The 16,015-nt window shown below is 50.5% G+C and carries 15 protein-coding genes; 3 read left to right on the forward strand and 12 right to left on the reverse strand.

Translation table 11 applies throughout. The annotated features are described in order from the left end of the window. Positions 1 to 16: 16 nt before the first annotated feature. The 3 genes from sifA to potA form a co-directional block, all read right to left on the reverse strand. Positions 17 to 1,027 carry an SPI-2 type III secretion system effector SifA gene (sifA, locus tag NBA72_RS00450; RefSeq protein ID WP_017440972.1) on the reverse strand — a complete coding sequence of 337 codons (1,011 nt, stop codon included), beginning with the start codon at positions 1,025 to 1,027 and terminating at the stop codon, positions 17 to 19. 328 nt (positions 1,028 to 1,355) lie between these two features. Further along, the gene (potB, locus tag NBA72_RS00455) at positions 1,356 to 2,219 is read right to left on the reverse strand and encodes a spermidine/putrescine ABC transporter permease PotB (protein WP_000799391.1); all 864 of its coding nucleotides are present in this window, start codon (positions 2,217 to 2,219) and stop codon (positions 1,356 to 1,358) included. Continuing rightward, entirely contained in the window at positions 2,203 to 3,339 is a 1,137-nt protein-coding gene (gene potA, locus NBA72_RS00460) for a spermidine/putrescine ABC transporter ATP-binding protein PotA (protein ID WP_000531607.1), read from the reverse strand. Before potA ends, potB begins: the two co-directional genes overlap by 17 nt. A gap of 250 nt (positions 3,340 to 3,589) precedes the next feature. On the opposite strand from potA, the gene pepT reads away from it, so the two are divergent. Together pepT and NBA72_RS00470 are read left to right on the forward strand one after the other, a co-directional pair. Continuing rightward, positions 3,590 to 4,819, forward strand: coding sequence for a peptidase T (gene pepT / locus NBA72_RS00465; RefSeq protein ID WP_000359410.1), 1,230 nt, complete (start codon positions 3,590 to 3,592; stop codon positions 4,817 to 4,819). 3 nt (positions 4,820 to 4,822) lie between these two features. Then, the gene (locus NBA72_RS00470; RefSeq protein ID WP_042949867.1) at positions 4,823 to 6,157 is read left to right on the forward strand and encodes a periplasmic protein; all 1,335 of its coding nucleotides are present in this window, start codon (positions 4,823 to 4,825) and stop codon (positions 6,155 to 6,157) included. Between the two features lie 39 nt (positions 6,158 to 6,196). On the opposite strand, the gene roxA is transcribed toward NBA72_RS00470, so the two are convergent. The 9 genes from roxA to rluE form a co-directional block, all read right to left on the reverse strand. After that, the gene (gene roxA, locus NBA72_RS00475; protein ID WP_000456514.1) at positions 6,197 to 7,318 is read right to left on the reverse strand and encodes a [50S ribosomal protein L16]-arginine 3-hydroxylase; all 1,122 of its coding nucleotides are present in this window, start codon (positions 7,316 to 7,318) and stop codon (positions 6,197 to 6,199) included. An 80-nt stretch (positions 7,319 to 7,398) separates the two neighbouring features. Next, positions 7,399 to 8,862: a two-component system sensor histidine kinase PhoQ gene (phoQ, locus tag NBA72_RS00480; RefSeq protein WP_001031687.1), complete on the reverse strand. Its 1,464-nt coding sequence runs from the start codon at positions 8,860 to 8,862 to the stop codon at positions 7,399 to 7,401. Further along, on the reverse strand, positions 8,862 to 9,533 hold the full coding sequence (gene phoP / locus NBA72_RS00485; RefSeq protein ID WP_001537766.1) for a two-component system response regulator PhoP: 672 nt from the start codon (positions 9,531 to 9,533) through the stop codon (positions 8,862 to 8,864). The genes phoQ and phoP overlap by 1 nt, the downstream gene beginning before the upstream one ends. A gap of 126 nt (positions 9,534 to 9,659) precedes the next feature. Then, on the reverse strand, positions 9,660 to 11,030 hold the full coding sequence (gene purB, locus NBA72_RS00490; protein WP_000423763.1) for an adenylosuccinate lyase: 1,371 nt from the start codon (positions 11,028 to 11,030) through the stop codon (positions 9,660 to 9,662). A gap of 3 nt (positions 11,031 to 11,033) precedes the next feature. Beyond that, positions 11,034 to 11,675, reverse strand: a complete 642-nt coding sequence (gene hflD / locus NBA72_RS00495; protein ID WP_001519653.1) for a high frequency lysogenization protein HflD — start codon at positions 11,673 to 11,675, stop codon at positions 11,034 to 11,036. A gap of 86 nt (positions 11,676 to 11,761) precedes the next feature. Continuing rightward, positions 11,762 to 12,868, reverse strand: a complete 1,107-nt coding sequence (mnmA, locus tag NBA72_RS00500; RefSeq protein ID WP_042949869.1) for a tRNA 2-thiouridine(34) synthase MnmA — start codon at positions 12,866 to 12,868, stop codon at positions 11,762 to 11,764. Positions 12,869 to 12,921: 53 nt separating this feature from the next. Next, positions 12,922 to 13,383, reverse strand: coding sequence for an NUDIX hydrolase (locus tag NBA72_RS00505; protein ID WP_000476070.1), 462 nt, complete (start codon positions 13,381 to 13,383; stop codon positions 12,922 to 12,924). 11 nt (positions 13,384 to 13,394) lie between these two features. Then, positions 13,395 to 13,724 (reverse strand): lysozyme inhibitor LprI family protein, encoded by a 330-nt coding sequence (locus NBA72_RS00510; RefSeq protein ID WP_000825956.1) that lies wholly within the window; start codon positions 13,722 to 13,724, stop codon positions 13,395 to 13,397. Beyond that, positions 13,721 to 14,386, reverse strand: coding sequence for a 23S rRNA pseudouridine(2457) synthase RluE (rluE, locus tag NBA72_RS00515; RefSeq protein WP_001249412.1), 666 nt, complete (start codon positions 14,384 to 14,386; stop codon positions 13,721 to 13,723). Before rluE ends, NBA72_RS00510 begins: the two co-directional genes overlap by 4 nt. 171 nt (positions 14,387 to 14,557) lie before the next feature. Here rluE and icd point away from each other — a divergent pair, with 171 nt between their 5' ends. After that, positions 14,558 to 15,808 carry an NADP-dependent isocitrate dehydrogenase gene (icd, locus tag NBA72_RS00520; RefSeq protein ID WP_000444508.1) on the forward strand — a complete coding sequence of 417 codons (1,251 nt, stop codon included), beginning with the start codon at positions 14,558 to 14,560 and terminating at the stop codon, positions 15,806 to 15,808. Positions 15,809 to 16,015 lie beyond the last annotated feature (207 nt).

Consider the following 16,015-nt stretch of genomic DNA (forward strand, 5'->3'; position numbering starts at 1 on the left):
AAAGCGTCGTCTGATTTTATAAAAAACAACATAAGCAGCCGCTTTGTTGTTCTGAGCGAACGTGTAGCGTGGTTAACTGTTCTTCCGCCATTTTTTGTATAGCCTGGGGGTCTATTCTAAAAATGGCGTGAAAAACCTTATCAGAGATGGCTTCGATTATCTCAGCTAACATACTTTGGCTGGTGCTGGGATCCGTTACGAGGAACGCCTGAAACGTCTTATCCGCCAGTAAAACCTCTTTTACCATTTTTTCAATAGGTATGTGGGTATGCGGTGGTGGTATTTCAAGCTGTTTTAATCCACACATCGCCATTGTTTCTAAAAATGCGTTTTGCTGAGTACTTTCGGATATATTCGCATGCTGTAAAATGCGCGTTGTCTTTTCAATCCCAGACTGAATTTTCGCTGCCAGGTAGGTTACCTTTTCTTGCGTTTTCCACTCATCTAAATGTCCTTTTCTCAATTCAGAATATAAATACCCCTCTATGTTGTCTAATGAAACCGATAATGTCGGCGCGCCAGCAAGATTGAGACATAATGTCGAAGGGAGGGGGTAATCTGCGATGTCGCTATATCTTCTATTAATCATGGCCGTCATTTGTGGATGCGATTTTAAAATATCCGGGCGATCTTTCATTAAAAAATAGACCTTCCCCATGACTTCACAGCTAAAGGTATCGGTATTTTGAGTGATACGTAACAATTCGTTCTCTTCGTTTTGATCCATGATACGAAGAATCATGATGGCATCATTTTCATGAGGATTATGAACCTGAAATCTATCTCTTTGCGATGCGCAGGCTAATGCCTTTAACTCAAAAAAAATCTCTGTAAGCCGCTCTCGTGTGGGGGTGCAATCGGCAAACAACATCTCATGTAGACAACGGTCCGCTTTTGCTTTGCCAGTAGAAAAAAAGAGGTCTTTAATTTTTTCCCATAAAACTTTGCAACATGTTTCTTTCGTATTCCCTGGGGGATTGATAAGTATTTCGCTTTTTAAAAAACCATTCCCTATTGTAATCGGCATAATAATCTCACTTAAACTGGAGTAAAAATGACTACATAATTGATTAAATCGACCCTTTTTATCTCAACTGCGGGCGCATCAGATGTAATATAATATTTAAAAGAGACTGGCAATCAGTATAAAACCTGAGAGCTTCGCGTATAAACGCATTACTGTCTGTGATAGCGTCGCTACAGGTAAAAATAAAAGAAGGCCTGGCGCGGATGATGTTGTAGATTTGCAATACTGGCGGCAACTGCTTTCATGCGTTTTTTATGCCGGAGGCATGAAGTTTACCCTTGAATAAACTTCATGCCTGGATGCGTGTGGATTTGTTAGCGTTGCGCAATTAATCGCTTATATCACTCACCTTCTTATTCAACAAGCGGGAAGCCCGCCAGTAAATCAACAGCATGAGTCCCATCACAATGGTCAGCGTAATGCTGGTCGCCGCGCCAAACGGCCAGTCGCGAATATTCAGGAACTGTACCTTAATGACGTTACCAATCAGCAGGTTTTTCGCGCCACCCATTAAATCGGAGACGTAGAACAGGCCCATTGCCGGTAGCATCACGAGCAGGCAACCGGCGACAATGCCCGGCATGGTTAATGGAATAATGATGCGGATGAACGTTTGCATTTTACTGGCGCCAAGATCGCGTGCGGCCTCCAGTAGCGGTTTGTCGAGCTTCTCAATGCTGGAGTAGAGCGGCATGACCATAAACGGCAGCAAAATGTAAACCAGGCCGATAATAACGGCGCTCGGGGTGAACATGATGCGAATCGGCGTATCAATCACGCCCAGCCACAGCAGGAATTCATTGAGATAACCTTTAGTGCTCAGGAATATTTTTAGCCCATAGATGCGGATCAGTGAGTTGGTCCAGAAAGGAACGATCAGCAAAAACAGCAATAACGGACGTATCTTTTCCGGTAACTTCGCCAGGAACCAGGCAAAAGGATAGCCCAGCACCAGGCAGGAGAGGGTGGCGATCAGCGCCATATTCAGAGAGTGCAGGAGCACTTCAAAATAGAGCGGATCGAGCAGGCGTGCGTAATTATCCAGCGTAAAGACCATCTTGACGAAACTGGCGTCGTCACGGGTCAGAAAGCTGGTGCCAATGATCATCAGGTTGGGCAGAAAAACAAACAACACAAGCCAACCGACGATAGTGACAATCACTACATTCTGGAATTTACTTGTGTTCTTCATCAGCCAGTACGACCTCCCAGCTTTCTACCCAACTAATGGCCATTTTTTGGTCAAGTGAATGGTCGAAGTCAGGATCGTCTTCGTTGAAGAATTCGCTGACCATCACCATTTTGCCATTTTCCAGTTCAACCACCGACTCCAGCGTCATACCTTTATAATTGCGCTCGCGCACGTAGCCGATAAGCCCTTCGATGTGGTTATCATCGTTGATCTCTTCGACGCGTAGATCTTCCGGTCGCAGCAGGACGTTCAGTTTTTGGCCTGGTTCGACAGCGAAATTGACGTATATATTGCACTCCCGACCTTCTACGCTGGCGCGGACGCGCTGTTCATCAAGCCGTTCAATGACGGTCGCGTCAAAGCGGTTAATTTCGCCGATAAAACCGGCGACAAACAGGTTTTTTGGCTCTTCATAGATTTCACGCGGCGTGCCGTCTTGCTCAATCACGCCATTACGCATTACCACGATACGATCGGACATGGTGAGCGCTTCTTCCTGATCGTGAGTGACAAAAACAAACGTGATACCGAGTTTACGCTGTAATGCTTTAAGCTCGTTCTGCATTTGTTTGCGCAATTTATAGTCCAGCGCGGAGAGCGATTCATCCAGTAATAACAGGCGAGGTTTATTCACCACCGCGCGAGCGATAGCCACACGCTGCTGCTGTCCGCCGGAAAGCTGGTGCGGTTTACGTTGTGCAAACTCTTCAAGCTGCACCATACGCAGCGCATCGGTCACGCGAGGCGCTATCTCGGCGGCTGGCGTTTTTTGCATCCGTAAGCCAAACGCGACATTTTCAAACACCGTCATATGCGGAAATAAAGCGTAGCTTTGAAATACGGTATTTACATAACGATTTTCGGCGGGAACGTGGGTGATATCCTGGTTATCCAACATGATATGCCCGGCATCAACGGTTTCCAGGCCGGCAATCAGGCGAAGAACGGTTGTTTTACCACAGCCGGAAGGGCCAAGCAGCGTGAGGAATTCGCCATTGTTAATGGTCAAATCCAGCTGTGAAATGACCTCTTTGCCATCGAAACTTTTGCTAATTCCCGACAAAAGCACCAGCGGTGAAAGCGAACGCGGTTGATTATTCAATTTCTTACTCTGTCCCATGTAAACGCAACGGATGGCTGACCGCTGCGGGGTTTGTGGTTAACCACCTTAATCACTCTTAATGAGGGCGGTCATTCTACGGCAAACCACTGTGATCGCCAATCCTTGTTGCGAATTACTGACTTAGCTTTATAGTCAGAAAGCGTGTCAAAGTGAAATATTCTTGTTTGCAGGGATAAAAGTGACCTGACGCAATATTTGTCTTTTCTTGCTTATTAATAATGTTGTCACGAAAAGTGAGGGTGACTGCATGGATAAACTACTTGAGCGTTTTTTACACTACGTATCGCTGGATACCCAATCAAAGTCGGGTGTTCGGCAGGTTCCCAGCACTGAGGGGCAGTGGAAGTTACTACGTTTGCTCAAACAGCAGCTCGAAGAGATGGGGCTGGTTAACATTACATTAAGTGAAAAAGGGACGTTGATGGCGACGCTCCCGGCCAATGTTGAGGGGGATATTCCCGCCATTGGTTTTATCTCCCATGTGGATACCTCTCCGGATTTCAGCGGTAAAAACGTTAACCCGCAGATTGTCGAGAATTATCGCGGCGGCGATATAGCATTAGGGATTGGCGATGAGGTGTTGTCACCCGTGATGTTCCCGGTACTGCATCAATTACTGGGACAGACGCTGATTACTACCGATGGTAAGACATTGCTGGGCGCGGACGATAAAGCCGGTGTTGCGGAGATCATGACCGCGCTGGCGGTGCTGAAAGGTAATCCTATTCCCCACGGCGACATTAAAGTGGCGTTTACGCCTGACGAAGAGGTAGGGAAAGGCGCGAAGCACTTCGATGTTGAGGCCTTTGGCGCGCAGTGGGCCTATACGGTCGACGGCGGCGGCGTGGGCGAACTGGAGTTTGAAAACTTCAATGCCGCCTCGGTGAATATCAAAATCGTCGGCAATAACGTGCATCCTGGTACGGCGAAAGGTGTGATGGTCAATGCGCTGTCGTTGGCGGCGAGGATTCACGCGGAAGTGCCGGCGGATGAAGCGCCTGAAACCACTGAAGGTTACGAAGGGTTTTATCATCTGGCCAGCATGAAAGGCACCGTTGACCGGGCCGAAATGCACTACATCATTCGCGATTTCGACCGTAAGCAGTTTGAAGCGCGTAAACGCAAAATGATGGAGATTGCCAAAAAAGTCGGCAAGGGGCTGCATCCGGACTGCTATATCGAACTGGTGATTGAAGACAGTTATTACAATATGCGCGAAAAAGTGGTTGAGCATCCGCATATTCTCGATATCGCCCAGCAGGCCATGCGCGACTGTCATATTACGCCGGAGATGAAACCGATTCGCGGCGGTACAGACGGGGCGCAACTGTCGTTTATGGGCCTGCCGTGTCCTAATCTCTTTACCGGCGGATATAACTATCATGGTAAGCATGAGTTTGTGACGCTGGAGGGGATGGAAAAAGCGGTACAGGTGATTGTACGTATCGCGGAGCTGACGGCGAAGCGCGGCCAGTAGCGAATGTTACGCATTGTGGTGAAGCGTTTTATTATTTATGGCGGGATATTTTCCGCCATCAATTTTTCTGCCTGGAGCGCCGAATATACGCCTTCCTGGTCCCTGCGCCAGCAACAATCTTCAGCATGTTTTATGACCGGCGATGAAACCTGCATGACGTTTATTGATGATGCGGTGAGGCTGGCCTCGCGGCAATATGGCAAACGCTCAATACAGCTTGTTCGTAGCCTGCTATTACAAAGCGATATTTATCAATGGCTGGGTAAACCTGAATTAACGCCGCAAATGCTGCTGCGAGCGCGGGCAATAATGAAAACATTTCCGGCGGGCACTTATCCGGGCGATCGGGCCGATATGTTTGAACACCTGGCGGCCTTTTATGTTTACAGTGACGATCGCCATATAGAGTATTCACCTACAGAGCAGTGGCGATACGAGATCAAGGTTGATTACCGTCAGCGGATAGCCTGGCAAGAGCAGGCATTAACGTGGCGTCTTAAAGACAAAAAGGCATCGACGGAAGCATTGGTTTATACCTTAAACAGGATGCGCGACGCTTATTCTGATGCGCTGGAGGAGCGGGATGTCGAATGTGATAGTGCGCGTAAAGCCTATTATTTGGCGAAGATAGACGCAACGGAGCAGCAGTGGCTGGGCGTTATTTTACGGGATAAAACCTGGGATAATCGTGAGCGCGTCGCCTCTTTTTTGCAGCAGAAAGCGGATATTGCTTATAATGCAGGGCATATTAGCGAGGCGATTAATGCGCTAAGTCAGGCGCTAAAAATTAAGCAAACGCTTTATGGCGCCGAATTCGGCGAAATGACGGTTGACAGCAATAATCTTGCTGGCTTTTATGCACAGGGCCATCATTATAAGGAAGCGAAAGATCTCTATCTTAAACTTATCGCGTATTACCAGAGCCGTTTAACGCCAATGGCGACGGTAATATCACGATTACGCTTTTATTTGCCCGAAAACATCGACTTGGACAGTACCTCCCTCTATCTCCCATTGCTGGAAGAATATAAACGTCGGCAGTCCGACGTATCCATGGTGTTGTATGGTATTTCGCTGCTTTATCAGAATAATCAACAGTTTGAACAAGCAAAAGACTTTGCGGAACGCGCCTTTACGCTTGATGCCGTAGCTTATCCAGCAAAGATGCAGTATGAACGATTACAGCAACTGGCTAATATTGCCGAAGGTCTTGGCGATAACGTACTGGCGCGGCGCTATCGGCAAATGTCATTTCGCCATCGAATGGCCCACTCGCTTTATCCGGGCGATCCGCAATATAACGATTTCGCCAAACCTGGCGGCGATCGTTGTGGATAGTTTGCGTCAGCCCGGCGGTCGCCGGGCATTGCGATGTTCTTATCCTTCGAAAAACCAGTATCCGCTATTCACCAGCGCCGCCAGCATCGCGAGGAAGGACGGGTCTTCCAGCGCATCGCCGAAGTTTTCAGCGGTCAGTGCAATATGACTGGCGAGCGCCTCCAGAGCGGGGCGATGCGGAGAGTCTATTTTTTCGCCATTCGCATAGACCTCATCGCCGATACGCAATACGCGAAGCCCGCCGAGACGTACTAATACCTCGCCTTGCTTTAAGGCATCGTAAATTTCATCAGGCTGATACGGCGGCTCCGGCGGCGCAATATCCAGTTCGTGGCGTGACTGAGAGAGAAACTCGCCAAGCCACTGTTGGAAATGCGCGGGTTGATTGATCAAATCGAGCATCATATTACGCAGTTTATCCATCTCCTGCGGCAGGATATCCGCCGGATGCTTGCGGGACGGCATATCCGGATCGCTGTAGTAGGTATTGCCCAACTCCCGTTGCAGGACGTAATCGGCAAAACCGCTGATCAGCTCACGGCTATTGGGCGCGCGAAAACCGACCGAATAGTTCATGGCGTTTTCCAGCGCATAGCCTTCATGCGGGAATCCTGGCGGAATATACAGAATGTCGCCCGGCTCCAGCTCTTCATCAATAATGGCCTCGAACGGATCGACTTGTAACAGGTCGGGATGTGGGCAGTGCTGACGCATTTGCAGCTTTTCGCCCACGCGCCAGCGACGGCGACCGGTTCCCTGGATAATAAACACATCATACTGATCCAGATGCGGGCCAACGCCGCCGCCGGGAACGGAAAAGGAGATCATCAGATCGTCGATACGCCAGTCCGGCAGAGCGCGGAACGGGCGCATCAAGGCGGCGGTGGGTTCATGCCAGTGGTTTACCGCCTGTACCAGCAGCGACCAGTTGCTCTCACCCAGATGATCGTAGCTTTCGAAAGGGCCATGGCTGACCTGCCATTTGCCATCCTGATGGCTAACGAGTCGGCTGTCGATTTCGCTTTCCATCGCCAGCCCCGCCAGCTCATCCGGCGAGAGCGGATCGATAAAGTTGCTAAACCCACGTTTTAAGACCACCGGGCGTTTTTGCCAGTGGCGTTCAAGAAAGTCGGGCCAGTTAAGAGTTAATTGGTATTCCATGTTAAGTATCCGCAGGCTGGTATCTGACACCGATTATAACGGATGCTTAACGAGATGCGTGGAAGAACGCGCAGAAATGTTTATTCCTCTTTCTGTGTGGGATGCTGTCGGCCAAAAACGACCTCCATACGGGCGCCGCCGAGCAGACTGTCGCTGGCAATGATCTGCCCGGCGTATTGTTCCGTAATCTCGCGCGCGACAGCCAGCCCCACGCCTTGTCCTGGTCGTAGGGTATCGGCGCGCTGACCGCGATCAAACACCAGGGAACGTTTGCTGTGGGGAATGCCTGGGCCGTCATCTTCGACGAAAATATGCAAATGATCGTCGGTCTGGCGAGCCGAAATCTCGACAAACTCCAGGCAATATTTACAAGCGTTGTCCAGTACGTTGCCCATTACTTCGACAAAGTCGTTTTGCTCGCCGACAAAACTGATCTCTGGTGAAATATCCATACTGATATTCACCCCTTTACGCTGATAAACTTTATTGAGCGCGGAGATCAGGTTATCTAACAACGGCGCGACGGGATGCAGTTCGCGGCTTAACAACACGCCGCTACCGCGCATACTGGCGCGATGCAGATAATAGCCGATCTGCTGGGAAATCCGGCTGATCTGTTCCAGCATCACCGGTTCAGCTTTGCTGACGCTCATCTTTTCGTTGCGTAAAGAGCGTAACGTACTCTGCAAAACCGCGAGCGGCGTTTTTAAACTGTGCGTCAGGTCGGTCAGGGTCGTGCGGTATTTGTTATAACGTTCGCGCTCGCTTTTGAGCAGTTGATTAAGGTTGCGCACAAGGCTGGTCAGCTCACGCGTCGTCTCCGGATTGAGCATTTCGCGATGATGATCTTCAAGCTCGCGCACCTCCCGCGCCAGCGCCTCGATAGGGCGTAAGCTCCACCAGGCGGCGATCCACAGTAAAGGAATGACTAACAGTAAATTGGCGGCCAGCACGTATACGAACCAGCTCCACACCATATAGGAGCGTTTTAGCTCTATCGGAATGGTATCGACCACCACGATGGTTAACTGCGGCATCCGCGCTGTGGCAGGATAAATATTTACCGCTACCGAGTGGGTCATCTCCGCATCATCGTCATCTTCACGTACTTCTTTGAGTTTTTCCTGCGCGGAATGGTCCTCGCTCAACAGCGTGCTGGTAGCGTCTACGTTGGTTTCAATTTCATGGAAGCCGTTCGTTTTTAACCATTCCGGTTGAATGCTTTTAATCAACCAGGGGATGTTGCGCTGCGTCCATAATAATTTGCCCGTTTCATCGTAAATCAGCGTCATGGTCGGGCTTTGCATGTCCAGATTTTCAGGCAGCTCAACGCTGATTTTATTATTTTCCCATTTGGCGAGGGTATAAAACAGGTTGCTTTCGCCGCGCAGCAAACGAAAGGTGGTTTTATCAAAACTTACGCTATAGCCGACCAGCGCCACTATGCCATATGCCAGAGAAAGCACCAGCACGACGCCGGCTGTCGCCAGCAAAAAACGAACCCGCAGCGACAGCGGCAGAAAATGGCGAGCAAATTTATTCATTATCGCAATTCAAAAAGATATCCTTGTCCGCGTACGGTGGTAATGACATCGTGCGGGTACTGGGCCTGTATTTTTTTCCGCAGACGCCCCATGAGAACATCAATGGTATGGCTTTCCCGCAGTTCCGCATCCGGATACAGTTGAAGCATCAGCGAATCCTTGCTGACCACTTTACCGTTGTTACGGATAAGCGTTTCCATAATGGTGTATTCGAACGCCGTGAGTTTGATGACCTCTTCATTGACGGATAATTCCCGGCGTGAGAGATCCACCTGGAAAGGCGGGATGTTGATCACCTGGGAGGCCAGACCGCTATTACGGCGCATTAACGCCTGCATACGCGCCATTACCTCTTCGATGTGGAATGGCTTTGTCACGTAGTCATCTGCCCCGGAGCTGAGAACCTCGACTTTATCCTGCCAGCCTTCGCGCGCGGTTAACACCAGAACCGGCAGTGAAACATCACTGCTGCGCCAGCGGCGTATTAAGGAAAGGCCGTCTTCATCCGGCAGACCTAAATCGACAATAGCGATATCCGGAAGGTGTTCATTAAGGTAGTAATCAGCTTCCCTGGCATCTTCTGCGGCATCGACCTGGTGACCTGAATCCTGGAGCTGAACCTTCAGGTGGTGGCGTAATAATGCATTATCCTCTACAACCAGTACGCGCATCATCTCTTCTCCCTTGTGTTAACAATAAGAACAGTCTAGCGTTGATTATGGTGCTTTGGGGATAAACAGTTAATAAACCAGACAAATAGTCACCCTCTTTCTGAAGAAAAGAGGGTGAGGCAGGCATTATTTAAGTTCGTCGACCAGAGTCACAGCGCGACCGATATAATTTGCCGGCGTCATGGCTTTAAGGCGCGTTTTTTCTGCTTCCGGCAGGGCCAGACTATCAATAAACTGTTTCATTCCTTCGGCATCAACACGCTTGCCACGGGTCAACTCTTTCAGTTTTTCATATGGTTTTTCAATACCATAGCGGCGCATGACGGTCTGGATCGGCTCGGCTAATACTTCCCAGTTGTGATCCAGTTCGTCAAGCAGATGATCGCGGTTTACTTCCAGCTTGCTGACGCCCTTCAGGGTGGACTGATAAGCGATAAGCGCATAGCCGATGCCGACACCCAGGTTACGCAGGACGGTTGAGTCGGTCAGATCGCGCTGCCAGCGGGAAACCGGCAGTTTGTTTGCCAGATGGTGCAACACTGCGTTAGACAGACCGAGGTTGCCTTCTGAGTTTTCAAAGTCAATGGGGTTAACTTTATGCGGCATGGTAGAAGAACCGATCTCCCCGGCGATGGTTTTCTGTTTGAAATGGTTCAACGCAATATAGCCCCAGACATCGCGATCGAAATCGATCAGGATGGTGTTAAAGCGCGCGATACAGTCAAACAGTTCCGCAATATAATCATGCGGTTCAATCTGGGTGGTGTAAGGGTTCCACTGGATGCCCAGCGAGGTGACGAACTCTTCGCTGAACTGATGCCAGTCAACTTCCGGATAGGCGGCGATATGCGCGTTATAGTTGCCTACGGCGCCGTTGATTTTACCGAGGATCTCCACCTGGTTGAGCTGGCGGAACTGACGCTCCATACGATACGCCACGTTCGCCATCTCTTTACCCAGAGTGGAAGGCGTTGCCGGCTGGCCGTGGGTGCGGGAGAGCAGCGGAATGTCGCGATACTGCGTGGCGAGATCTTTAACCGCGTTAATCACCTGACGCCAGTAAGGCAGGATCACTTCATCGCGCGCGGTTTTGAGCATTAACGCGTGCGACAGGTTGTTAATGTCCTCAGAAGTGCAGGCAAAGTGGATAAATTCGGAAACGTCATGTAGCGCCGGGATCGCGGCGACTTTTTCTTTCAGAAAATACTCAACCGCTTTCACATCGTGATTCGTGGTGCGCTCAATGGTTTTAATGCGCGCGGCATCTTCTTCATTGAAGTTTGCCACAAGCGTATCCAGGTAACCGTTTGCGTCGGCAGCAAAAGCAGGAACTTCCTTGATCGCTGCGTGCGCGGCTAATTTCTGCAGCCAACGTACTTCGACTTGTACACGAAATTTCAGCAAACCGTATTCGCTAAAAATTCCGCGCAGCGCGCTGACTTTATCGCCGTAGCGTCCATCTACAGGGGAAACGGCGGTCAGTGAGGATAATTCCATAGATCATAACTCCGGGGTTAAATGAGCAAGAATTTGTTTTGCCTGAGTCGTCAGGCGATGACGAGAAAACATAAGCTGTAGGCGACCACCGCCTACCTGATGCCAGAGCACGGCTGCACGGATGCCTGCCAGTAGCGAGGCGCGGACTTTGGCCTGCACCTGCGGACTTTGCAGAACGGCCGGGGAGCCCGTCACCTGAATGCGCGGGCCCAATGGGCTAATCACATCCACGTAGATGCCCGCCATGGCGCTCATTAACGTGTCTGACTGTAAATCAAAATGATCAAGCTGGCGCTGCAGGCCGTTAATGCGATCGCCTAACGTATTCAATGCGCCTTTGGCGGATGACAGCTTGCGCTCCAGCACCATCAGGCTAAGCGTATAACGCGTCAGTTCGGCGTTAAGTCCTTGTCGGCTGCTGGCATTCAGCACGCCGAGCAGTGTTTCCAGACCAAGACGCAGGTTAGCTTCGCTGCCGCCGAACACGCCCAGAGTAGAACTGGGATTCATATCAATGACACTGTTGAGTGAAACGTGCAACGCGTCGGCATCACAGTGCCCCTGGTGCGCCAGTTGTTGCACCAGGCGTGCCGACTGGCAAATGCCAGACAGCGCGAGGGTGATGTCATAATAATTCTTTGCCACAATCACTGCTTCCTTGTATCAAATAAAATACACTTCATCTTTTAAGCCGCTTTGAGGCGACTTGAATGGTGTTGTGTATTGAATAATCAGACCGTCAGCGGCAGTCGCTGCTCGATAATGCCGCCACCCAGGCAGACTTCGCCGCTGTAAAAGACAGCGGACTGGCCCGGCGTAACGGCGGCAACCGGCTCGTCAAAAATGACCTCGATACGATCGTCATCCCGCGCGTTAATCGTGCACGGAATATCGGTCTGGCGGTAGCGGGTTTTTACCGTACAGCGCAGGGTGCCGGTGAACGGTTCGCGATCGACCCAATGTAGCTGCTGGGCGATGAGGCCTACCGACATCAGGCGTGGGTGCTCATGCCCCTGGGCGACAATTAACACATTGTTTTCAACGTCTTTATCCACCACATACCAGGGGTCTTCGCTACCGTCTTTGGTGCCGCCGATTCCCAGCCCTTTACGCTGACCGAGCGTATGATACATCAGACCCTGATGCTCGCCGATTTCATCGCCGTCAACGGTAATGATTTTCCCCGGCTGCGCAGGCAGATAGCGCCCTAAAAAGTCGCGGAATTTGCGCTCGCCGATAAAGCAGATACCGGTAGAATCTTTTTTCTTTGCGGTTACCAGCCCCAGATCTTCGGCGATTTTACGCACCTGCGGTTTTTCCAGCTCGCCAACCGGGAACAGACTTTGCGCAATCTGCTCATGGCCAAGTGTGTAGAGGAAGTAGCTCTGATCTTTGTTGCCGTCGAGCCCGCGCAACAACCGGCTTTTGCCGTTTACATCCGCGCGGCGAACGTAGTGACCGGTGGCGATATAGTCGGCGCCTAAATCTTCTGCGGCAAATTCAAGGAAGGCTTTAAATTTGATCTCTTTATTGCACAGAATATCCGGGTTCGGCGTACGGCCCGCTTTGTACTCTTCAAGGAACAGTTCAAAGACGTTATCCCAATATTCTGCGGCAAAATTAACGGTATGCAGTTCAATGCCAAGCTTGTCGCACACGGCCTGCGCGTCAGCCAGATCGGCTGCTGCGGTACAGTATTCCTCACCATCGTCCTCTTCCCAGTTCTTCATGAACAGGCCTTCTACCTGATAACCCTGTTGTTGCAACAGCCAGGCGGAAACGGAGGAATCGACACCGCCGGACATGCCGACGATCACTTTTTTTGGGCTTTCTGACATTGGAATACTCGCGACATTGAACTTCAAGGCGGCGTATTCTACCACGCAGCCCTTTACTTGACACCCTCTGTAAACGGCCAGTTAAATTCGCCCACTATAGATAAGGGGTAACGTTGTCCCGTTTGATAACTGCGAATGCTTTCAGCCACCAGCGGAGAACGTAAATTCGGCGCGTTCAGAATCTCGTCGGCGCTCACCCAACGGCAGCAATCGATGTCATTGTCATGGGGTTCGGTCGCGCAAATATGATCAAGCTTGATAGCGAATAAAAAGCGCAGGAACGGGGTCTTATCCGGCGCAATCCACTGATGCATACGGATAAAATACTGTGGTTGCGCCGTGATGCCAGTCTCTTCCCACAGTTCACGCGCGGCGGCCTGCGCCAGCGTTTCATCTGCCTCCAGGTGTCCGGCAGGTTGATTCCATAACGATTTACCGTTGATGGTCTCTTCCACCACCAGAAATTTATCTTCGGCATGTACGATGCAGGCAACGGTCACGTGCGGCTTGAACATAGGCATCCTTATTAAAGCGGTTTATCAATGTGGTCATAGATCGCGTCAAGCTGTTTCAGACGCTCGTTATAAGCTTTTGTCAGGCAGGTGACGTCGGCCTTGCACTGCTGACGCTGTTTAAGCCAGCTCTGCTGGGCGTCCTGCAGGGCGCCGCGACTGCCCATCGCGAACAACCCTTTCAGAAACTGATATTTGGTGTGCATTTCCACGTCTTTATCATTCAGCGTCAGGTGCGCGCAGATAGCCTTTTCATCCGCAGCCTGCGCTTTCTGGCAGTCGAAGCTGGCCGCATTAACGGATAACGGTGTTAATAAAGCAAAAGCAATGAGAAGCCGTTTCATCTGTCTTTCTCCTGTGCGATCTCGCGCCACTGTCCATTATCGAGGCCGTTGAGCGTGTAGTCGCCCATGCTGTAACGAATTAATCGTAGAGTGGGATGACCGACATGCGCTGTCATGCGTCTTACCTGGCGGTTGCGGCCTTCATATAAGGTGACTTTTAGCCAACTGGTGGGAATATTCTTCCGTTCGCGAATCGGCGGGGTGCGCGGCCACAGCCAGTCAGGCTCCGCGACAATCTCAATACCGGCGGGCAGGGTAGGGCCATCGTTGAGCGTGACGCCAGTACGAAGCGCCTGCAGCGCTGCATTATCCGGGATACCTTCTACCTGAACATAGTAAATCTTGCCGGTGCGTTTGCCCGGTTGCGTGAGGCGCGCCTGCAGCGCGCCGTCATTAGTCAGCACCAAAAGCCCTTCGCTGTCGCGGTCCAGGCGGCCTGCGGCATAAACGCCTTGCACAGGAATAAAATCTTTTAACGTGCGGCGACCTGCTTCATCCGTGAACTGCGGCAACACATCGTAAGGTTTATTGAACAAAACCACGCGTTTTGGCTGGTTTTCTTTCCGTGATTTAGATGCTTGTCGTGAGCTGAATCGCTTAACGTAGTGATTTCTAAAAGAAGTTTTTTGCATGGTGTTTTCAGAACTTATTAATTGCCGCATTATAGCGCAATAATGAGTGTCTTTCATGGCGGCAAACAATAGGGTAGTATTGACATGCTCATTACAAAACATTAACAAAAAATTGCTCTAACGCAGTCGTGCAGCAGGACGCCATTGCACATGCAGCGCGATGACAGACGAGCAAACCAGAAGCGCTCGAAGGAGAGGTGAATGGAAAGCAAAGTAGTTGTTCCGGTGGAAGGTAAGAAGATCACCCTGCAAAACGGCAAACTCAACGTTCCTGAGAATCCGATTATCCCGTTTATTGAAGGCGATGGTATCGGTGTTGATGTCACTCCAGCCATGCTTAAAGTGGTCGATGCCGCCGTCGAGAAAGCCTATAAAGGCGAGCGTAAAATTTCCTGGATGGAAATTTACACCGGAGAAAAATCCACACAGGTTTACGGCCAGGATGTCTGGCTCCCCGCTGAAACCCTTGATTTGATTCGTGATTACCGCGTAGCGATTAAAGGTCCGTTGACCACGCCGGTTGGCGGCGGTATTCGCTCTCTGAACGTTGCCCTGCGTCAGGAGCTTGACCTGTACGTTTGTCTGCGTCCCGTTCGTTACTATCAGGGCACGCCAAGTCCGGTGAAACATCCGGAGCTGACCGATATGGTCATCTTCCGTGAAAACTCTGAAGACATCTACGCCGGAATTGAATGGAAAGCTGACTCTGCAGACGCTGAGAAAGTGATCAAGTTCCTGCGCGAAGAGATGGGCGTGAAGAAAATTCGCTTCCCGGAGCACTGCGGTATCGGTATCAAACCGTGTTCTGAAGAAGGCACTAAACGTCTGGTTCGCGCGGCGATTGAATACGCTATTACCAACGATCGCGATTCCGTTACGCTGGTACATAAAGGCAATATCATGAAGTTCACCGAAGGCGCGTTTAAAGACTGGGGCTACCAGTTGGCGCGCGACGAGTTCGGCGGTGAGCTTATTGACGGCGGTCCGTGGCTGAAAATTAAGAACCCGAACACGGGTAAAGAGATCGTGGTTAAAGACGTTATCGCCGATGCGTTCCTGCAACAGATCCTGTTGCGTCCGGCGGAATACGACGTTATCGCCTGTATGAACCTGAACGGTGACTATATTTCCGATGCCCTGGCGGCTCAGGTTGGCGGTATCGGTATTGCACCGGGTGCGAATATCGGCGACGAATGCGCGTTGTTTGAAGCGACTCACGGGACTGCGCCGAAATATGCGGGCCAGGATAAAGTCAACCCAGGCTCCATTATTCTGTCTGCGGAGATGATGCTGCGCCACATGCAGTGGTTCGAAGCGGCGGATCTGATTGTTAAAGGTATGGAAGGCGCGATTGCCGCGAAGACCGTGACCTATGACTTTGAACGCCTGATGGAAGGCGCTAAGCTGCTGAAATGTAGTGAGTTTGGCGACGCGATTATCGCAAATATGTAATAACGATAATTGTTAAAAACAAAAACGGGGACTTAACGTCCCCGTTTTTATTATTAGCATTCGAACGGTTATCAAAATTTTATCAAAAAAATTTATCAAAACTCCCTCAATTCTGACCGCAATAGTAATCCATCCTTTACGCCGATCGTCATGATAACCTGAGACCCCCTGAAAGCTGATAGTTACCGATTTTGATTGTGGTGGTTT

This window comes from Salmonella sp. NW1250 (assembly GCF_051812965.1).
GTDB lineage: Bacteria > Pseudomonadota > Gammaproteobacteria > Enterobacterales > Enterobacteriaceae > Salmonella > Salmonella enterica.